Origin of the sequence: Rhodococcus sp. T2V (assembly GCF_029269925.1) — a bacterium.
GTDB lineage: Bacteria > Actinomycetota > Actinomycetes > Mycobacteriales > Mycobacteriaceae > Rhodococcus_F > Rhodococcus_F koreensis.
On sequence record NZ_JARJBD010000069.1, the window covers coordinates 34961 to 54851 of the forward strand.

General features: G+C 67.5%; 19 protein-coding genes and 1 pseudogene. 5 read left to right on the top strand and 15 right to left on the bottom strand.

Annotation, left to right across the window (positions count from 1 at the left end; genetic code table 11):
* Positions 1-3: 3 nt before the first annotated feature.
* From P3H15_RS38310 to P3H15_RS38325, 4 genes and pseudogenes are all read right to left on the bottom strand, one after another.
* A pseudogene (locus P3H15_RS38310) lies at positions 4-1213 on the bottom strand (serine hydrolase domain-containing protein).
* Positions 1214-1379: 166 nt separating this feature from the next.
* Complete coding sequence (locus P3H15_RS38315) at positions 1380-2279, bottom strand: restriction endonuclease (RefSeq protein ID WP_005253670.1); 900 nt, start codon at positions 2277-2279, stop codon at positions 1380-1382.
* A gap of 72 nt (positions 2280-2351) precedes the next feature.
* Positions 2352-3764, bottom strand: a complete 1413-nt coding sequence (locus tag P3H15_RS38320) for a chloride channel protein (RefSeq protein ID WP_276142024.1) — start codon at positions 3762-3764, stop codon at positions 2352-2354.
* Positions 3761-5392, bottom strand: coding sequence for an amidohydrolase (locus P3H15_RS38325; protein ID WP_276142025.1), 1632 nt, complete (start codon positions 5390-5392; stop codon positions 3761-3763). Before P3H15_RS38325 ends, P3H15_RS38320 begins: the two co-directional genes overlap by 4 nt.
* A gap of 138 nt (positions 5393-5530) precedes the next feature.
* Here P3H15_RS38325 and P3H15_RS38330 point away from each other — a divergent pair, with 138 nt between their 5' ends.
* Entirely contained in the window at positions 5531-6661 is a 1131-nt protein-coding gene (locus P3H15_RS38330; protein ID WP_276142026.1) for an NADH:flavin oxidoreductase, read from the top strand.
* 9 nt (positions 6662-6670) lie between these two features.
* Here the strand turns inward: P3H15_RS38330 and P3H15_RS38335 are convergent, their stop codons facing one another.
* Positions 6671-7189, bottom strand: coding sequence for an OmpA family protein (locus P3H15_RS38335; RefSeq protein ID WP_276142027.1), 519 nt, complete (start codon positions 7187-7189; stop codon positions 6671-6673).
* 302 nt (positions 7190-7491) lie between these two features.
* Between P3H15_RS38335 and P3H15_RS38340 the strand changes: the two genes are divergently transcribed.
* Both P3H15_RS38340 and P3H15_RS38345 read left to right on the top strand, forming a co-directional pair.
* Positions 7492-7629, top strand: coding sequence for a hypothetical protein (locus P3H15_RS38340; RefSeq protein WP_167372164.1), 138 nt, complete (start codon positions 7492-7494; stop codon positions 7627-7629).
* A 325-nt stretch (positions 7630-7954) separates the two neighbouring features.
* Positions 7955-9196, top strand: a complete 1242-nt coding sequence (locus P3H15_RS38345; RefSeq protein ID WP_276142028.1) for a triacylglycerol lipase — start codon at positions 7955-7957, stop codon at positions 9194-9196.
* 6 nt (positions 9197-9202) lie between these two features.
* On the opposite strand, the gene P3H15_RS38350 is transcribed toward P3H15_RS38345, so the two are convergent.
* Positions 9203-9973 carry a CPBP family intramembrane glutamic endopeptidase gene (locus P3H15_RS38350; RefSeq protein ID WP_276142045.1) on the bottom strand — a complete coding sequence of 257 codons (771 nt, stop codon included), beginning with the start codon at positions 9971-9973 and terminating at the stop codon, positions 9203-9205.
* Between the two features lie 178 nt (positions 9974-10151).
* Here P3H15_RS38350 and P3H15_RS38355 point away from each other — a divergent pair, with 178 nt between their 5' ends.
* Positions 10152-11849, top strand: coding sequence for a fumarate hydratase (locus P3H15_RS38355; RefSeq protein WP_276142029.1), 1698 nt, complete (start codon positions 10152-10154; stop codon positions 11847-11849).
* Between the two features lie 51 nt (positions 11850-11900).
* Here the strand turns inward: P3H15_RS38355 and P3H15_RS38360 are convergent, their stop codons facing one another.
* Both P3H15_RS38360 and P3H15_RS38365 read right to left on the bottom strand, forming a co-directional pair.
* The gene (locus P3H15_RS38360) at positions 11901-12578 is read right to left on the bottom strand and encodes a L,D-transpeptidase (protein ID WP_276142030.1); all 678 of its coding nucleotides are present in this window, start codon (positions 12576-12578) and stop codon (positions 11901-11903) included.
* 55 nt (positions 12579-12633) lie between these two features.
* Entirely contained in the window at positions 12634-13443 is an 810-nt protein-coding gene (locus tag P3H15_RS38365; protein WP_276142031.1) for a class I SAM-dependent methyltransferase, read from the bottom strand.
* A gap of 130 nt (positions 13444-13573) precedes the next feature.
* On the opposite strand from P3H15_RS38365, the gene P3H15_RS38370 reads away from it, so the two are divergent.
* A complete protein-coding gene (locus tag P3H15_RS38370) occupies positions 13574-14968 on the top strand; it encodes an acyl-CoA dehydrogenase family protein (RefSeq protein ID WP_276142033.1) in 1395 nt (464 codons plus the stop codon).
* A 12-nt stretch (positions 14969-14980) separates the two neighbouring features.
* Here P3H15_RS38370 and P3H15_RS38375 read toward each other — a convergent pair whose 3' ends face one another.
* From P3H15_RS38375 to P3H15_RS38405, 7 genes are all read right to left on the bottom strand, one after another.
* Complete coding sequence (locus tag P3H15_RS38375; RefSeq protein ID WP_276142035.1) at positions 14981-15331, bottom strand: hypothetical protein; 351 nt, start codon at positions 15329-15331, stop codon at positions 14981-14983.
* Positions 15332-15356: 25 nt separating this feature from the next.
* On the bottom strand, positions 15357-15926 hold the full coding sequence (locus tag P3H15_RS38380) for a mismatch-specific DNA-glycosylase (RefSeq protein ID WP_276142037.1): 570 nt from the start codon (positions 15924-15926) through the stop codon (positions 15357-15359).
* The gene (locus P3H15_RS38385) at positions 15923-16912 is read right to left on the bottom strand and encodes an NAD-dependent epimerase/dehydratase family protein (RefSeq protein ID WP_276142038.1); all 990 of its coding nucleotides are present in this window, start codon (positions 16910-16912) and stop codon (positions 15923-15925) included. The genes P3H15_RS38380 and P3H15_RS38385 overlap by 4 nt, the downstream gene beginning before the upstream one ends.
* Before the next feature lie 6 nt (positions 16913-16918).
* Entirely contained in the window at positions 16919-18847 is a 1929-nt protein-coding gene (gene htpG, locus P3H15_RS38390; RefSeq protein WP_276142039.1) for a molecular chaperone HtpG, read from the bottom strand.
* A 103-nt stretch (positions 18848-18950) separates the two neighbouring features.
* Entirely contained in the window at positions 18951-19163 is a 213-nt protein-coding gene (locus P3H15_RS38395) for a DUF4287 domain-containing protein (RefSeq protein ID WP_276142040.1), read from the bottom strand.
* A 64-nt stretch (positions 19164-19227) separates the two neighbouring features.
* Positions 19228-19602 (bottom strand): type II toxin-antitoxin system death-on-curing family toxin, encoded by a 375-nt coding sequence (locus P3H15_RS38400; RefSeq protein WP_276142041.1) that lies wholly within the window; start codon positions 19600-19602, stop codon positions 19228-19230.
* Positions 19599-19802, bottom strand: a complete 204-nt coding sequence (locus P3H15_RS38405) for a CopG family transcriptional regulator (RefSeq protein ID WP_072940618.1) — start codon at positions 19800-19802, stop codon at positions 19599-19601. The genes P3H15_RS38400 and P3H15_RS38405 overlap by 4 nt, the downstream gene beginning before the upstream one ends.
* Between the last annotated feature and the right edge of the window lie 89 nt (positions 19803-19891).

Genomic DNA, 19891 nt, shown 5'->3' on the forward strand with positions numbered 1-19891 from the left:
CGGCTACAGTCTCTCCGCAATGGCGAGCGCCGTGGAACCGAGCTTCGGCAGGCGGAGATCCGCGATGGGGGTCAGCATGTTGCCGAGCCGGTTGGTGACGAAGGCGATCGACAGGCCTGTGTCGGCGTCGGCGAACGCGCCAGACCCACCCAACCCGTAGTGCCCGAACGTATTCGACGGCTGCTTGCGGCGCGCGACCATTCCCGCGTGGTAGCCGAGCCGCCAGTTCATCGGTATGCCCAGAACGTAGTCGCGGGCCGTGGTCTGCACCTGACTCAGCTGCGCCACGACCTCCGGCGGGAGGAATTCGACACCGCCGACGGTTCCGGTGTTGGCCAGCGCCCCGTACATGCGCGCCAGGGCGCGGGCACTGAACACGCCGTTCCATCCCGGCATCACGCTGTCGTGGATCGCAGGGTTGCGGACGAGGGCGTCGAAACCGGCGGGCATGCCGGCGTCGGCGACGTTGCGGAGACCGGGCAGCCGCGCCATCGCGAACGACGTCGCACCCCACGGAACACCGAACGGGTTGATGTGCGGGAAGGTCCTCGCGATGCGGGACCGCTCGGCGGGCGGCACCTCATACCAGAATTCCTTCACCCCGAGCGGTTCGGCGACCTCGGTGCGCACCAGTTCGGTGAACGGTGTTCCGGCCGCACGGGACGTCAGTTCGGCGACCAGCGAGCCGAATGTCACGGCGTGATAGCCGGGGGTCTTCAGCCGCCGCCGGTCCGGGGTCGCCGCGGCCAGGGCGGCACTGACCAGGCTATGGTCCATCAGACTGAGGGGGCCCGGAACGAGCCCGCGAACGCGGTGCAGTCCGGCGCGGTGCGACAGCAGTTCGCGCACGGTGATCTCGCCCTTGCCCGCGGTGGCGAACTCGGGCCAGTACTGCGCCACCGGTGCGTCGTAATCGATGATCCCGCGTCCCGCGAGACGGTGCAGCACGGTCGACGCGACGCCCTTGCCCGTGGAGAACGTGAGGGTGACTGTGTCCTCCTGCCAGAACGTGTCGCGGCTCGCCCACCCGGCCCACACGTCGACGACCGGCTCACCGTGGAGGTAGACGGCCAGCGCACCGCCGCCCTGGCCGACGTCGTGGAAGAGCCGGAAAGAACTGGTCGACGAGCACCCCGAATCGCCGGTCCGCCAGCATCCCCGCCGGTGGCCGTACGGTGCGGCGCCTCAACGGCCACGGCGATGTGGTCGTCATGTCGACTTCCCTCGGTCGCTCTTCACGTCAGTGACATGTGCATTTAACTTCCTCTTTACACACGGGAGAACGCCGTCGGCACCGCTTCAGAGCCTGCGTGATCGCTTCGTGGCCATACCGCAACGGGAAAGAGTGTCCGGGCCCTGAAGAGGTGACTCGACCATGATCATTTCGGCTCGAGCGAGTGGAAGTAATCGGATCTGACCTCGACGTCCTCGACGAGACGCGTAGTGGTCTGCACTCCCAGCGAATGCTCCTTCAACAGGTCGCACAGCCGGTCGCCGTCGATCAGGTCGATGGGCGGGGCACCGTCCCTCTTGGACTCCGTGCGGGCGTCACCGGTGAAGGTTCCGGTCGTGATGAGCAGACCCTTCTCGCCGCGACCCGCCATCGCGCCACGGAAATCGCGCACCGCCCCGGCGCCGACACTGCCGCTGTAGCGCTTGCACTGGAAGAACACGGGGAAACTCAGCAGCGACAACTGGTACACGCCGAGGCCCTCGATGTCCCCGTCGCCGCCGCGACCGGTGACGGACGCGCTCGAGAATCCGGCCTCCCGCAGCAACCGCTGGGTCAGCCGCTCGAACGCAGGCGGCGACATCTTCAGAACCGTGTCGAGCAGCAGGTCCTTCCAGTCCGCGTCGTTCTCGGCCTCGGCGATGTTGGCGTCCGGTTCGTCGTTCCTCCGGGATGCGGCCTTCGCCGATTTGCGGGCGGCATTCTTCTTGCGGTTCTCGGCGGAGAACTCGGCGTGCAACGGGCGGATCTCGCTCTCGGCGACCTCGCGGCCCTTCTCCGTCACACTCCACACCCCTCGACGGCTGTTGGTGAGCAGACCCATCCCCTTGAGGTAGGTGCGGGCCCACGCCAGCCGGTACTCGATCTCGGTGCTCGGACCGTCACCGTGCAGCACGCCCTGCACGTCGGACGAAAGACCTTCTCGCTCAACGACTGCGCTGTCGAGCTCCTCGTTGGACGCCGAACCACCGAGAGCAATGGCAGCCTGAAGCGCTGGCCAGAGGAGGTCGACGTACTGAGGAACGTGAACAGTCATGGCCACAAGCATGCCCGAATCCTCCGGGCACTTCGCACACGGACCCGGATCCTCCGGGCACTTCGAACACCGACCCCGGCCCGGTCACCCCGGCGAACCCTGGGCGAGCCGAGCCTCCGCCCGGTTCTCGAGCTGCGCCCGGTAGATCGTCTTCCCCGATCGGCGCACGATGAGGTAGGAGAGTCCGACCGCGATCATCCCCGGCACGAGCACGCCGATGCTTCCCGTCATCTCCGCGACCATCAGCATCACCGCGAGCGGCGCGCGGGCGATGCTCCCGAAACACGCCATCATGCCGACGATGACGAAGGGCGCCGGATTGTCGGGGACGCCCGGGGCGATCGGCTCCAGCAGTCGCCACACCGCGGCGCCGGTGAATGCCCCGATCACCATGCCCGGACCGAAGATGCCGCCCGATCCGCCAGATCCGATGGACAGCGACGTCGCGAGGATCTTCGCGAACGGCAACAACAGCACCACCCACAGCGGGATGGCCGTGAGGTCGGCGCGGGCCATCGATTGCTGGATCCAGCCGTATCCGCTGCCCAGCACCTCCGGCAGCACCAGTGCCATCAGTCCGACGAGCAGCCCGCCGACCGCCGGCTTGACGATCCGGCTGCCCGGCAGGCGGTGGGTGAGGTCGACGGCGGTGTAGAACGTCCCGCTGTACAGCAATCCGATGAGGCCGCCGAGCACACCGATGAGCGCGAACCACACCAACTGCGCCGGGGTGTCGAAGACGTAGTCCTGGGCGGCGTACCCGAACAGCGGCCCGAAGCCGAGGAAGCTGCCGAACACGGTGTAGCTGACAATCGACGTGACCAGCGCAGGCACGAGCACCTCGAAATCGAAGTCCTCCTTGTACGGGATCGTGCAGCACAGCACCGCACCGCCGAGCGGGGCGCCGAAGATGGCGCCGATGCCGGAGCCGATGCCGATCGCCACGGCGATGCGGCCGTCCCGCGGGGACAGGTCCAGTCTGCGGGCGAGGAGCGATCCGAAACCCGCCGAGATCTGCGCGGTGGGCCCCTCCCGACCGCCGGACCCGCCGGACCCGATCGTGATCGCCGACGCGACCAGCTTCACCAGCACGACGCGGACGCGGATCATGCGGGGGTCCCGGTGCACGGCCTCGATCGCCGCGTCGGTGCCGTGCCCCTCGGCCTCGGGTGCCAGGGTGAACACGAGGATGCCCGACACGAGGCCGCCCAGGCACACCACGAGCGGAATCGCCCACGGTCTCGTGAACTCCCTGCTGCCGCCCGCGCCACCGTCACCGGCCGCGCTCGGTGGGTGGTAGCCGCCGATGTCGACGATCAGCAGTTGCGTCGCCTCCGACAGCGCGACGTAGAACACGACCGCGCCGAGCCCGGCGACGATGCCGATGACGACACCGAGGACCAGCCATTTGCGGGTGTAGCCCGCGGTGCGAATCCAGGCTCCGGCCGACGCCCCGATCGACCGCAGGGCCCGCGACCAGGACGCCACCCGGATCACTCCAGCTTTCCGAAGACCGTTCGACCCTCCAGGATCGTGGCGAGCACTTCGAGGTCCTCGATGTCGTCGGGATCCACCAGAAGCGGGTTGGCCGACAGCACGACGAGATCGGCGTGCAGCCCGGGGACGATCGCCCCGATCGCGTCCTCGCTCCGGAGGTGCCAGGCCGAGTTGATCGTCTCCGCACGCAAGGCGTCCGGGACCGAGATCCGCTCCTCGGGGGCGAGCACCCGTCCCGACCGAGTGCGGCGGGTGACGGCGTCGGCGATGTTGCGCAACGGGTTGGTCGGGGTCACGGGACCGTCGTTGTGAAACGAGATCCGCTGACCCGCTGCGATCGCGGAAGCTGCAGCGGCCCAACGTGCTCCGCGTTCGGGACCGAACAGGTCGTCGACGAGCACGTCGCCCCAGTAGTAGAGGTGGTCGACGAAAAGGCTGCACGTGACGCCGAGTTCGGTCGCCCGGCGGAACTGCTCCGGGGTCATCGCCCCCACGTGCTCGAGTCGCAGTCGGTGATCGTCGCGCGGCGACTCGGCGAGCATCCGCTCCCACGCGTCGAGGGCCAGGGTGACCGCGGCGTCACCGTTGGCGTGGCAGGAGATCTGCCAGCCGTTCTCGAAGTACGGCTTGCTGATCTCGAGTATCTCGTCCGCGGTGTAATTGGCCTTGCCGCGCGATCCGGCGAGGCCGAGCGACCGGGTGACGTCCGTGTCGAGATACGGGAAACTCGTGGCCGCGTTGCCCACCCACGGCGAGCCGTCCGACCAGATCTTGATACCCACCTGGCGCAGCAGGTCGTCACCCACTCCGGGTGACACGTCCGTGGAGCGCTCCGGGTTCGACATCTCGTACAGCCGCAGCCGGGTGGTGAGAGCACCGGACCGGGCGATCGCGGTCAGGGCGCTCCGGAAGCGTGGGTCGAATGCCATCTCGCTGGCGGTGGTGATGCCTGCCGCGTTCATCCGCGCACATTCCGCGGCGAGGAGTTCCGGCAGCCGGGTGGACGCACCGTCGAGGATCGAGGCTGCCACCGCCATCACCGCAGGAGCCTCGAACGCCGAACCGTTCAGGTCGCCCGACTTGTCGCGACCGAAGCTACCGCCCTCCGGGTCCGGTGTCTCCTTGGACAATCCGGCTTCCCGGGCGGCGACGTCGTTGAAATACGCCACGTGTCCGGTGTTGTGCAGGATCACCAGGGAGGTGTCGGGCGCGACGGAATTGAGCCATTCCCGGGACGGTTCCGGCAGCCCCTTCTGGAGCAGAGGGTCCCAGCCGTTGAGCACGGCGCCGTCGGGGTGCTCGTCGACGGCGCGGCGGACGGCGTCGACCACCTCACCGGCGTCGGCGATGGTCACCGGCCTGATGTCCACCACCGGTTCGCCGAGCAGCACCGCCGAGTTCAGCGGGTGACCGTGTGCCTCGATGAACCCGGGGAGGATGCAGGCCCGGTGCACGTCGACCGCGATCGTTGTCGGTCCGATCAGCGGAAACACCGCGGCGTCGTTGCCGACGGCGGCGATCCGCCCGTCCCGCACCGCGATCGCCCGAGCGCGTGGCGCGGCGTCGTTCATGGTGACCACGTCACCGAACAGCACCAGATCGGCAGGTTTTACGTCGTTCGTGCCCATCAGTGCACCCTCCCGTCAGACCGGGCGCGGGCGAGTGCCCCTGCGCCGGCAGCGAGTGTCGACTGTGACTTCAGATTACAACTACGCAGCAGGTCATATGCAGGAATAGTGCGTAACCGCGATCGGTTACGGACAGGCATGACCGAAACACCTCTGCCCGTGGACGGCCTCTTCGAACCGTTCGCCGTCAAATCCCTCCAGCTCCGGAATCGCTTCGCGATGGCACCCATGACCAGGGCTTTCTCCCCCGACGGCATTCCAGGGGAAGACGTGGCGGCGTACTACCGCCGGCGTGCGGCGGGCGGGGTCGGTCTCGTCATCACCGAGGGGACGTATATTCCGGACCCCACAGCCGGATCCCACACCCGGGTGCCGCTCCTCTACGGACAGGACAGTTTGGCGGGCTGGAAGTCGGTGGTGGACGCGGTCCACGAGGAGGGCGGGCAGATCATCCCGCAGCTGTGGCATCTGGGCGTCGAACGCGGCCCGCAGCCGCGCATGAACCCCGAGGTGACGACCGCCAGCCCGTCCGGAATCGCGCTGGACGGAACCCGGCTGGGACGCGAGTTCACCGGGTCCGATCTCGACGCGCTGCGCGAGGCCTGGGTGGCGGCCGCCGTCAACGCACGTGACGTGGGCTTCGACGGCATCGAACTGCACGGCGCCCACGGCTATCTGCTCGACCAGTTCCTGTGGGACCGCACGAACGTCCGCTCCGACGGTTACGGCGGATCTCTCGAGGCCCGCACCCGGTTCCCGGTCGAGGTGGTCGCAGCGATCCGCGAGGCCGTCGGGGACCACTTCGCGATCGTCTACCGGTTCTCCCAGTGGAAGTCGAACCACTACGATTCGCGCATCGCACAGACCCCCGACGAACTCTCGGCCGTGCTCACGCCCCTCGTCGCCGCCGGTGTCGACGTGCTGCACCCCTCCACCCGCAGGCACTGGGAACCGGCCTTCGCCGAGCTGTCCGGTGAGGACGGGGAACTCGGCCTGGCCGGATGGACCAAGCGGCTGACGGGACTGCCCACGATCACGGTCGGTTCGGTGGGTCTCGACGACGTGTTCACGACGGCCTTCACGTCGGATGGCGCCTCGAACATCGCCGGTGTCGACCGCCTGCTCCGGCAGTACGAGAACGGCGAGTTCGATCTCGTGGCCGTCGGCCGCGCACTGCTGTCGGATCCGGAGTGGGTGCTCAAGCTCCGCGACGGCAGGACCGCCGAGCACATCCCGTACAGCAACGAGCACCGGGCGGTCCTGCACTGACCGCGCCGGTCAGCTGTCCTGAACGGTGATCTCCACCTGATCGACGTTCACGCCTTCGGGTGGGTTCGCCGTGCCCTCGGTCGAGATGCGGCTCTTGTCGACCCCCTGCGCCTCGAGAGCGTTCGCGACGGCCTGGGCGCGCTGGTCGGCGAGAAGTTCGGCGGCCGCCTCGTCCGTGTTGCTCGCGTACGCCTCGATCTCGATCTTGGCGTCGCCGGCATTCATCGCGGCGGCCACCGCCTTGACGGTCACGTCCGAGAGGGCGTTGAGTTCGGCGGTTCCCGACTCGAATCCGATCGGGACCGCCGCGATGGCCGAGTTGATCGCGTTCTGGGTGGCCTCGCGCGCGGTGTTCACGGCGGACGACGCCGTGGCCTGCACACTGCTGATCGCGCCTTCCACCCGATCGGACGCGGAGGACGTCGTCGTGGTCGCGATCGGAGCCTCGTTCGAGTCGTTGGAACAGCCGGCCGCGCCGAGCAGCGCGAGGGCCGCGACCGCGATGCCGGTGACGATGGTCTTGCGCATGATGGTTTCCCCTATACGTCCGTATGTCCGGAAAGCACTACACGTCGTGGGACGAGGATAGCCCCGCCCGCACCCTCGAAGGTGGGATTCGAACACGGCCCAGGCTCCCACATCGTGAGATTTCTCGGACGGATGTGAATCCGGACACAGGCTTCTCACCTGCCCAAAAACCGTTGATTCGCCTTCCGTTTCAATTCGGTTAATTCCACGGATTGCGATCTCATTTCAATAACGGTAGGAATGAATCCGGCGCCCGCTCAGCGCCAACATAAATGCCCACAACCGAGCAAGGAGTTAAACGCATGGATCTCGCCTTCCTGTCCGAATTCTTCTCCGCCTTCTCCGACCTCGCCGGTGCCCTGGACTTCTTCTCGGGTTCCGCCGACGCATTGGGCGGTGGCGCAGACGCCGCGACGGCGGCCGCAGCCACGCTTGGCTAGCATTTCCGCTGGCACAAGACTTGAACACCCACGACGGGGTTCGTGCGCTCAGGCGCGCGGGCCCCGTCGCGGCGTTTTCGTCAGCGTCTCGATCGCGTCGATCACGTATCTATCACGATGAATAATTCGTGGCGTGAACATGTTCATTATCCGCGTCACCAGCATTTTCCCCGGAATTGGTCGGTCGACCAATCGATTCGCCATTCGCAAGATCAAGATTCCCGTTTCACCGTTGGTTAATTCGCGAAATAATTGCCTGCCCTGCACATTTCGGCGGGTTCGCGGCACGCGCACATCTCAGTGCACATGCGTACACTCAAAACTCGTGACCGACCCGCAGATCAGACGCCGCTCCGAGGTGCGGGCACTCGCCCGGCTGGCCCTCGACGAAATCGGGGCCGCCGCCGGCGGTCTCGGCAGCATCCACCGCGCGGTCTCGGACCGCGTCTTCGCCGGGGTACGGCTCGGCGTCGGCACCCGTGCCCTCCCCGCGAAGGCGCTCCACGACGAGATCGCCGCCGCCGTGTATTCGCTCGTCACCGACACCGCCCGACTCGGGGGTTCCCTCGCGGGACAGTTCCTCGACTTCCCGTCGGCGGAGAACGTCCCGCCATCCCAGACGCGCCGCGGAGCCCGGGCCATCGCCGCGATCCAGGGGCTGATCGGCGACGTACTGGAATCGGAGGGGTCCGTGCTCGCCGAACCCCTGGCGATACGGGTGGGCGGCGTCGCACTCACGGCCGCCGAGTCCACGCTCGCCGATGCCTTCCCCCACGCCCGCGGCCGCATCGTCGTCTTCCTGCACGGACTCGTCGAGACCGAGGACGCGTGGTCGCTGGGCGGCCGCCCGACCTACGGTGAACGACTCGAGACCGACCTGGGATACACGGCGCTGCAGATCCGCTACAACTCCGGCCGGCACATCTCCGACAACGGCAGGAGCCTGTCCGACCTTCTGGACGCGGTCACCGAGCACTGGCCGGTGGACGTCGAGTCGATCGCACTCGTGGGGCATTCCATGGGCGGCCTCGTCGCCCGCAGCGCCTGCCGAATCGCCTTCCTCGACGACCGCCCGTGGGTACGGCGGGTGCGGCAGCTCGTGAGCCTCGGCTCACCTCACCTCGGCGCCCCGCTGGAGCAGGCCGTCCACTATGCGACCGCCGGCCTGGCCGCACTGCCCGAGACGCGGGCGATCTCCGGACTCCTGCGCCGGAGGAGCGCCGGCATCCGGGATCTGAATCAGGGTTCGCTCGTCGACGAGGACTGGCGCGGTCGCGACCCGGACGCCCTCCGTGCCGCGGCCATCAGCGAGGTCCCCCTCCTCGACGGCGTGACATACTGCTTCGTCTCCGCGACCATCACGCGAAGCCCGCGGCATCCGCTGGGCCGCCTGCTCGGCGACGGCATGGTGCTCGTGCCGAGCGCGTCCGGACGGAACCGGACGCGGATGATCGGCTTCCGCGACGAGGACGGCATGCACCTCGCACCCGCGAATCATTTCACGATGCTCAACCACGAGTCGGTGTACGAGAAGCTGCTCGAGTGGCTTGGCGCCCCGGAGGCCTGACCCTGCTCAGGCCATGGTCGTGTGCCACACGACGGCGGCCGCGAGCGCACCCGCGCCGTTCAACGACCAGTGCAGCGCGATGGGCGCGATCAGACTGCCGCTGCGGCGGCGGAGCCAGGTGAACACGATGCCCGCGGCCGCGGTGGCGACCACCGCCGCCAAGATGCCGAGCACCTGCCCGAGGACGCCGCCGCCGAGAAAGCTCGACAATCCCTTGTTGCCCGACGTCAGTCCCAGCGAGGACGCGATGTGCCAGAGACCGAACATCAGCGATCCCGCCGCGAAGACGCCGCGGGCGCCGTACACGCGGTCGAGGGTGCCGTGCAGCACGCCGCGGAACGCGAGTTCCTCGGGGATGACGGTCTGCAGCGGGATGACGATCATCGACGCGATCAGGGCGCCGGAGATCGTGGCGTACCGGTCGGCCATGAAGAACGGCCGGGTGATCGGGAGGGCGGCACCGATCGCGACGACGCCGATCACGAGGCCCATCGCTGCGAGGGCGTACAGCGACCCCTTGCGCCAGTGCCGGGGCGAGAGTCCCAGTTCTGCCCAGCCGAGTCCGCGGCGCCGGGTGAGCACGAGCAGCACGACGGCGGCGATGGGAACGGTCGCGATGCTGGCCCACGCGGTGGTGAAGTGCGCGATCAGATTCGTGGCCGCGAGGACGACCACCACGATCGCGATGTCGAGGTAGGCGTGCAGTACGGGCCGCTTGGCACGTGCACCGGACGTCTCGTCGTCGGCGGCTACGGGATCCTGGACTGCAAGGGTCATTCGGCCGGCCGAGCTGGTTCCGTGTTCAAGCATCCAGTCAAGTGTACGGATTTACTTGTGAGAACTCTGTGAGCCACACCACTGTGCAGGGGAAAGCATGCCCCCGCGTCACAGGGCCGCCGGAGCCCGCGTCTAGCCTGAAGACGAACTTCACACAACCAGCTGTCCAGGAGATAGAATGGCCGACTTCCTCTACGAGGACTTGCTGCCGATCGGTGAGGACCCCACCGAATATCGGCTGCTGACCACCGAGGGGGTGTCGACTGTCGAAGGACCCGGCGGCCGCACCTTCCTGTCCGTCGAGCCCGAGGCGCTGCGCCTGCTCACCGAGACCGCCCTCCACGACATCTCGCACTACCTGCGCAGCGATCATCTGAAGCAGCTCGCGAGCATCCTCGACGATCCCGAGGCGTCGGGCAACGACAAGTTCGTGGCGCTCGACCTGCTGAAGAACGCCAACATCTCCGCCGCAGGTGTCCTGCCGATGTGCCAGGACACCGGCACCGCGATCGTCATGGGCAAGCGCGGCCAGCACGTCCTCACCCCCGGCGACGACGAGAAGGCCGTCGCGCGCGGCGTCTACGACGCCTACACCCGGCTCAACCTGCGGTACTCGCAGAACGCGCCGATCACGATGTGGGACGAGAAGAACACCGGCAGCAACCTCCCCGCCCAGATCGAGCTCTACGCCGACACGGCGACCGGCCACGAGAACACGTACAAGTTCCTGTACATGGCCAAGGGCGGCGGCAGCGCCAACAAGTCCTACCTGTTCCAGGAGACCAAGGCGATCCTCAACCCGGACGGCATGATGCGGTTCCTCGAGGAGAAGATCCGCGCTCTCGGCACCGCGGCCTGCCCGCCGTACCACCTCGCGATCGTCGTCGGCGGCACGTCCGCGGAGTTCGCGCTGAAGACGGCCAAGTACGCGTCCGCGCACTACCTCGACGAACTCCCCAACGAGGGCGCGATCACCGGTCGCGGCTTCCGTGACCTCGAACTCGAGGAGAAGGTGCTCGAGCTGACCCGTCAGATCGGGATCGGCGCACAGTTCGGCGGCAAGTACTTCTGCCACGACGTCCGCGTCATCCGCCTCCCCCGCCACGGCGCTTCGCTGCCCGTCGCTCTCGCTGTGTCCTGCTCGGCGGACCGCCAGGCCAAAGCGAAGATCACCCCCGAGGGCGTCTTCCTCGAGCAGCTGGAGTTCAATCCGGGCCGGTTCCTCCCCGAGGTCACCGACGCCCAGCTCGACGCCGAGACGGACGGCGTCTCCGGCACCGGCAAGGGCGCCGCCGTCAAGATCGACCTCACCAAGCCGATGCCCGAGATCCTCGCCGAGCTGTCCAAGCACCCGGTGAAGACACGGCTGTCGCTCACCGGCCCGCTCGTCGTCGCCCGCGACATCGCCCACGCCAAGATCAAGGAGCGGCTCGACGCCGGCGAGGAGATGCCGCAGTACCTCAAGGACCACCCGGTGTACTACGCCGGTCCGGCCAAGACCCCCGACGGCATGGCGTCCGGTTCCTTCGGCCCCACCACCGCCGGTCGGATGGACTCCTATGTGGATCAGTTCCAGGCCGCGGGCGGCTCCATGGTGATGCTCGCGAAGGGCAACCGGTCCAAGCAGGTCACCGACGCCTGCAAGTCCTACGGCGGCTTCTACCTGGGGTCGATCGGCGGTCCCGCGGCGCGTCTCGCCCTCGACTGCATCAAGAAGGTCGAGATCGTCGAGTACGAAGAGCTCGGCATGGAAGCGGTCTGGAAGATCGAGGTCGAGGACTTCCCGGCCTTCATCGTCGTCGACGACAAGGGCGAGGACTTCTTCGCCGGCGTCTCCACCCCCACCCTCACCATCGGCAAGCGCCCCGGCCTGTAGGCGGCTCCGCCGCCCGTGAGTGGTTAAAGAGTCCAGAGACTCGTTAACCACTCACGGGCGCGAAGCGCCCACGGCGATCTCGATCACCGGATTCTTCGCCGGATCGAGTCGGCCGAGGAGTGTCGTCAGCGTGTCGCGGTCGGTGGCAACGCATCCTTCGGTGGTGGTGCCGTCCGTGACGTGCAGGAACATCGCCGAACCGAGGCCGGGGATGCGGGCGGCGTTGTAGCCGATCGCGAGCGCGTAGTCGTAAAGCGGTCCGGCCGAGTAGAGGTTCTCGCTGTTTCCGCCGGGGCTCGCGTCCTGCCGGACGTGCGTGTTGTACGTAGGCGAGAGCGGATTCGAATCCCACCAGTCACGCCGATCCGTCTGGAAGTACGGCATCGCCGTCGCCGGTGCGGGCTGCCGGCCGAACGCCTGCGACAGCGGGAAGACACCGGCAGGCGTGCGGGTGGAGAATTCGTTCGCCGCACCGATTCCCTCTGCGCCGAGGTCGGCGGGGACAGGACCTGCGAACACCTGCCACGTGCCGTCCGAGCCCCGCTCCCAGGCGGTCAGTTCGGCGCTCACCGACCCCGCCGACGGGGCGTAAACGGTGATCACCTGGTCCGAGTCTCCGGAGAAGACCGCTCGATCCGGGGCCGCGGAGGCGCCGGGCGCGAACACCAGCCCGATCAGAATCACCATCAGCCCCGGCAACCACAGTCGACCCACGCGCAACGTCGTCATGGGGCGAGTGTTCCATTCCCTGGCGCGAGTCGTGAGATTTTCGCTTCGCGGTGCACTACACCCGGCACAGGATCTCGCTGTGCAGGAGCGCGAACCAGCCGTCGTTCTCGCGCACCCACGCACGCCAGCCGGCCGCGATGCGGTCGAGGTCTGCCTCGGTGGCGAGCCCGAGCGCGAGCGCCCGGTCCGCGTAGGCCGACCGCAGCGAGCGGTCGGCCCAGGACCCACCCCACCACTCGCGATCCTCGTCGGAGGAGAAACACCAGGTGCTCGCCGTGTTCGCGACGTCGCCGAGACCGGCCTCGTGCGCCCACGCCCGCAGGCGACGGCCGGCGTCGGGTTCACCGCCGTTCGCCCGGGCGACGGCCTTGTAGAGCGTCAGCCATTCGTCGAGTTCGGGTGTCGGCGGATACCACGTGAAGGTGCCGTAGTCCGCGTCGCGGGCGGCAACGATTCCGCCGGGTCGGCACACCCGCTTCATCTCGCGCAGTGCCTGCACCGGATCGCCGACGTGCTGCAGGACCTGATGTGCGTGCACGACGTCGAAGCTGTCGTCGGGGAAGTCGAGTGCGTGGACGTTCGATACGACGGTCTGGATGTTCGCGATTCCGCGCTCGGTGAACTCGTTCCGTGCGAGCGAGAGGGCCTCGTCGTTCATCTCGACGGCGGTGACGGCTCCGGGGGCGACGAGTTCCGCGAGGTCGGCGGTGATGGTGCCCGGCCCGCACCCGACGTCGAGCAGCGTCAGACCTGCGCGCAGGTGCGGAAGCAGGTAGCTGGCGGAGTTCTCGGCGGTGCGCCATCGATGGTTCCGCAGCACCGACTCGTCGTGGCCGTGGGTGTAGACCGTCTCGTCGCCGTCCATGCCTCGACGCTAGCAACTCCGATCAGATAATGGGATTGCAATCCCATTGCTCAGGATTCTGTGATCCGCGGTTCTCGAAGACCGTGGGTGTTACGTTGTTGCACACCAACACGGCAACCGAGGGACTGCCATGACCTTCAGCCTCGCGCTCACCCCGGCACAGAAGGATCTCGTCGAACGGACGCACGCTTTCGCGGAGAACGTGATCCGGCCGGTGGCCGCCGAGCACGACCGCGCGCAGGAGTTCCCGTGGGACGTCCTCGAGAAGGCCGCGGAAGAGGGCTTCTACAGTCCGCTGTTCTATCGCGACCTGATCGGCGACCCGACCGGCCTGTCCCTCCCCCTGTTCATGGAGGAGCTGTTCTGGGGTTGCGCCGGAATCGGCCTCGCCGTCGTGATGCCCGCGCTGGCGCTGTCGTCGATCGGCCAGGCCGCGACGCCGGAGCAGATGCTGCGCTGGGCACCCGAATGCTTCGGCGAGCCCGGCAAGCTGAAACTCGCCGCACTGTGCATCTCCGAACCCGAGGGCGGCAGCGACGTCCGCAATCTGCGGACCACCGCGACGCGCGACGGCGACGACTGGGTGATCGAGGGCCACAAGATGTGGATCGGCAACGGCGGCATCGCCGACGTGCACGTCGTGAACGCCACCGTCGACCCGGAGCTGGGGCATCGGGGGCAGGCCCTCTTCGTGGTTCCCGGCGGAAGCCCGGGGATCGAACTCGTCCGCAAGCTCGACAAGCTGGGCTGCCGTGCGTCGCACACGGCGGAGCTGAAGTTCCACCGGGTGCGGGTGCCCGCCGACCATCTGCTCGGCGGCGACGACAAACTGCAGCATCGCATGCGGAAGGCCCGTGAGGTGCAGGAGGAGGTGGCCACCGGCGCGCCGCGGCGGAAATCGGCCACCCTCGGCACGTTCGAGCAGACCCGTCCGATGGTCGCGGCTCAGGCGCTGGGCATCGCCCGCGCCGCGCTCGAGTACGCCACCGAGTACGCGAACCGGAGGGAGGCGTTCGGCGGTCCGATCATCGACAACCAGGGCATCTCGTTTCCGCTGGCCGACCTCGCGACCCAGATCGACGCCGCACGACTACTGACGTGGCGGGCGTCGTGGATGGCGGCGGCAGGCGTGGAGTTCCGTCACGGCGAGGGCTCGATGGCGAAGCTCGCGGCGTCGGAGGTCGCCGTGAAAACCACCGAACGTGCGCTGCAGACGATGGGCGGGTGGGGGTACATCAGCGACCATCCCGTCGAGAAGTGGTACCGGGACGCCAAGCTGTACACCATCTTCGAGGGCACCAGCGAGATTCAGCGAATGGTGATCGGGCGTGCACTCGGCGCCGCGGACGGCGCCCCGCCGCTGCACTTCGATCAGCCGACCGAGGGATCCGCGTTCAACCGGCGGTTCGGCAGGGGCACGTCGGTGCGCACGAAGGCCGGCGAGTTCGCGATGTCGATGAAGGACCGGATGCCCGAGTCCGCGCAGCGGTGGGCGATGAAGATCCTTGCCCCGCCCAAGAAGTGAACGGGCGCGGGATCAGGTCCAGAGGGCGGCTACCAGCACGGTGACGATGCCGAGCCCACCGACCACGTGGACGAGGTTCGGGCGCTCCTGCCCTCGTTTCTGCTTGCCCCGGACGATCTCGGCGAGCGCGACGACCACGAGGGAGAGCAGAAGCTTCACGCCGATCTTGATGTGGTTGTAGTCCTTGTCCAGTGCGGCCTCCCCCAGCCCGACGAGGATCAGTCCCGTCACGAACTGGAGTCGCGCACCCCACACGATCACCTCGGAGATCCGCGGCGCCGCGAGCACCGCGAAATAGCCGCCGACGAGGGCGGCCATGCCGAGCAGGTGGCAGACGAAGACGAGGTTGTAGACGACGGTCATTTCCGCAGCCTAGCGACCGGCCCGGTCAGCTCGAGACGATTCCGGCCTCGATCGCCGCCTCCCGGTACGACGCGGCGAGGGTGGCGACGGTTTCGTGGGCGTTGAGACCGCTCGGATTGGGCACCAGCCACAACTCCGCGCCCTCGAGGGTGCGCGGCTGTTTGCCCTTCTTCGCTGCACGCTCACCGAATGCCGTGCGATAGGCGGTGATTCCGGCTACGGCGACCACCCTGGGAGCGGTGTCGCGGACGACGGAGCGCAGGCGCTCGGCGCCGACGGCCAGTTCCTCGCCGGTCAGTTCGTCGGCTTTCGCCGTGGCGCGCTGGGCCAGGTTGGTGATGCCGACGCCCCGCTCGATCAGGTGCTCGCGATCCGCGTCCGACATGCCTGCCGTCGGATCGATAGGTCGCTCGATGATCCCGGCGCCCAGCAGAGCCGGATAGAAGCGGTTGCCCGGACGCGCGAAATGCGCCCCGGTCGCGGCCGTCCACAGTCCCGGGTTGATGCCGACGAACAGCAGGCGGCAGCCCGGTCCGATGAGGTCGGGAACCTCCGCGTCCCGGAACGACTCCAACTCCGCGCGGCTGAAGCTCACAGCCGGCCCGCCTCCGTCAGCCCGGCGATTGTGTCGGCCAGGGTCTCCGCCGAATCGCGGTACTTCACCCCGAGTTCGGTTTCGCTCGGCCGGTCGTCCGTGTCGGGCATCCGCGTGTAGTACTCCATCGCGGCCTCCGAGATCGGAGTGTCGAAGGGGACGAACCGGTCGATCGCGTCGGCCAGCCTGCCCACCAGGCGCAACGCGGCGTCCGGTACCGGGTACACGCCCATCCGTCTGCCGGTGATCGTGGCCAGCATGTCGGCGATCCCGGCGATCGGGATCCGGGGACCTCCGAGCATGAACCGGCGGGCGCCGCTCCCCGACTGGAGGAGGGCGGCGTGCGCCGTGGCCACCTCACGCACGTCGACCATCGTCCATGCGGCGCCCCGCCCGGGCAGACCCCGCAGGTGGACGGCGGCCTCGACTGCCTGGGCGGCCTCGCCGAACTGGTTTCCCGCGGGCGGGCCGATGATCATGCCCGGGTAGGTGATCGCGATGGGTGCGCCGTCGGCCTGCAGGTCACGCGCGTACTGCTCCACGCGTGCCTTGCTGAGGCCGTAGGCGTCGGGAGGCCCGCACACCGGGAGGTCGGGGGTGAGCAGCCGGGCCCCCGGCTGGAACAGGGCGGCGATGCTCGAGACGTAGACGATCGGATCGAGGCCGAGTTCGACCGCCGTTCCCAGCACGTTCTGCGCGCCGGCAAGGTTGGTCTGCAGCATCTCCTCCGCGCGACGCGGGTCGACCGCGACCACGGCCGCGGCGTGGATGACGGCGTCGCAGCCGTCCAGGGCACGCCGCACGGACGCGGCGTCCGTGATGTCACCGACCACATGATCGGACGTGTCGAGCCCGAGCGCCGCCGCGCTGGTCACGAGGCGAGCAGGATCCCGCACGAGGAAGCGCACCCGGTGACCGGCGTCCACCGCCGCCTTCGCGCTCCACGCACCGACGAAACCTGTTCCCCCCGTGACCAATACCAGCAAGGGGAACTACACCGTCCTGGCGAGACGGTTGGCGAGCATCGTGGTGAACCGGGCGGGATCCTCGAGTTCGCCGCCCTCTGCCAGCAACGCCATCCCGTAGAGAAGCTCCGCGGTCTCCCCCAGCGCGGGATCCTCGTTGCGTTCGCCGTGCGCTTCCCTCAGCCCGGTGACGAGAGGGTGGGCAGGGTTCAGCTCGAGGATGCGCTTCGTGGTGGGAACGGGCTGCCCGGACGCCCGGTACATCCGCTCGAGTGCCGGGGACATGCTGAACGCGTCGCCGACGATGCAGGCCGGTGACGTGGTCAGCCGCGTCGACAGCCGCACCTCCTTGACCTGCTCGGTGAGCGCGTCGGCCATCCAGGAGAGCAGGCCGGCGAAGTCCTTCTCCTGCTCCTCCCGCTCCGACTCGTGTGCCTTCTTGTCTTCCTCGGTATCGAGGTCGACCTCACCCTTGGCGATCGACTGGAACGACTTGCCCTCGAATTCCGGAACGGCACCGACCCACATCTCGTCCACGGGGTCGGTGAGCAGCAGCACCTCGAAGCCTTTCGCACGGAAGGCCTCCATGTGCGGGGAACTCTCGAGCAGCTGCCGGGATTCGCCGGTCGCGTAGAAGATCTGCTCCTGACCGTCCTTCATCCGCGACACGTAGTCTTCCAGCGAGGTCAGCTCCTCCTCGCTGTGGGTGGACGCGAACGACGAGATACCCAGCAGCACATCCCGATTGTCGCTGTCCGACATCAGGCCTTCCTTGACCGCGCGGCCGAACTCCGCCCAGAACGTGCGGTAGTCGTCGGGCCGCTCGGCCTTCAGGTCCTTGATCGTGGTGAGGACCTTCTTGGTGAGCCTGCGGCGGATGGCGCGGATCTGCCGGTCCTGCTGCAGGATTTCACGGGAGACGTTGAGGGAGAGGTCCTGAGCGTCGACCACACCCTTGACGAAGCGAAGGTATTCCGGCATCAACTGGTCGCAGTCGTCCATGATGAAGACGCGCTTGACGTACAGCTGCACACCCGTCTTCCCGTCCCGCATGAACAGGTCGAACGGCGCGTGGGACGGAATGAACAGCAGGGCCTGGAACTCGAACGTGCCCTCGGCCTTCATCGGGATGACCTCGAGCGGTTCGTCCCAGGCGTGGGCGATGTGCTTGTAGAACTCCTTGTACTCGTCCTCGGAGACGTCGTCCTTCGAGCGCGCCCACAGCGCCTTCATCGAGTTGATCGTCTCGGACGTCGTGGTGACCTCGTCCTCGCCGTCGCCCTCGGCGGGGACCGTGCGCTCGACGTCCATCCGGATCGGCCACGCGATGAAGTCGGAGTAACGCTTGACGAGTTCCTTGATCTTCCGTTCCGACGTGTAGTCGTGCAGGTGATCCTCGGTGTCCTCGGGCTTGAGGTGCAGGGTGACGGAGCTGCCCTGCGGGGCGTCGTCGACAGCCTCGATGGTGTACGTGGCCTCGCCGCTCGACTCCCAGCGCGTGGCCTCGCTCTCGCCGGCCTTGCGCGTCAGCAGGGTCACCTTGTCTGCGACCATGAACGTCGAGTAGAAACCGATGCCGAACTGTCCGATCAGTTCCTCGGAGGCGGCGGCGTCCTTCGCTTCCCGCAACTTGCGGCGCAGGTCCGCGGTGCCGGATTTGGCCAGCGTGCCGATGAGGTCGACGACCTCCTCGTGGGACATGCCGATGCCGTTGTCGCGGACCGTGAGCGTGCGCTTCTCCGCGTCCACCTCGATCTCGATGTGCAGATCCGACGTGTCGACGTCGAGGTCCTTGTTGCGGAACGCTTCGAGACGCAACTTGTCCAGCGCGTCCGAGGCGTTGGAGATGAGCTCCCGCAGGAACGAGTCCTTGTTGGAGTACACCGAGTGGATCATGAGGTCCAGGAGCTGGCGGGTCTCCGCCTGGAACTCCAGTTGTTCGATTTTCGTGCTCACTTCGATTCCCTTCGACAGCAGAACCCTCGACACCAGATTCGTCGGAATGATATCCCGCGGCAAAATTCCGCATTCATCGCGGCGAGCTACCGCCGGTGGCCCGTCAGCCGGCGGCGTCCTCCTTCAGGGTGTGCGCGACCAGCGCGTTGGCATGACCGTGGCCGAGTCCGTGCTCCGACTTCAGCCAATTCACCAACTCCATGTGCTTGGTCAGCTCGGACGAGCGGATGAGCGTCTGCCACTCACTGATCGGCCGGCCGTACTTCTCCTCGATCGACGGGAAATACGATGCGGGACCCTTCACTGGTTCAGCCATGCGCGACAGGTTAGCGGAACCCGCCGACACATCCTGTCCGACAAGCATCTTCAAGAAGAGACACTCAGACGGAATGTGCCCATTCGGCGAGCTGGGGCGACACCTCCCGGTACCCCCGCTCCCCGCTCGAAACGGCGATGACCAAGTCGTACGCAGGATCTTCCGGAGCATCCAGGTCATAGCCGTTCAATCCGTAGAACACGTGAACCGCCAACCAGGACAGCCGCTTGTTCCCGTCGACGAGGGCATGATTCCTCGTCAAGGACTCGAGCAGGACGGCCGCCTTGTCGTGAATCGACGGATACACCTCTTGGCCGAGCAACGACGTCTGCGGACGGTGGGCCGCCGAGTCGAGCAGCCCGAGATCCCGGACCGACGCAACGCCGAGATCCTCAGCCAGCGAGAGCAAGTCCTCGAGAGTCAGATAGTCGATCGTCACCGCGAGAGGCGGTCCAGCAAGGTGGCGTACCGGTCGCGGCCGCGGCGGGACAGAGCGCGAACCCGCTCGTCATGGGTGTGCCGAGCGGCAGCCTCCAGGATCGCGCGAACCGTCGCTTCCTGCTTACTGACGCCTTGAGCGTCGGCGAGAAGCGTCAGCGCACGCTCCTGCTCCTCCGTCAGTCGCAATGTCATGGCCATAGGCCGATGATACCGAAGTGGTAGCAGCTAGCCCCAATACCGTTCAGTTAGTGGGGTTTGCGTTACGATGAGGTGTGCCTCGGAGTGGA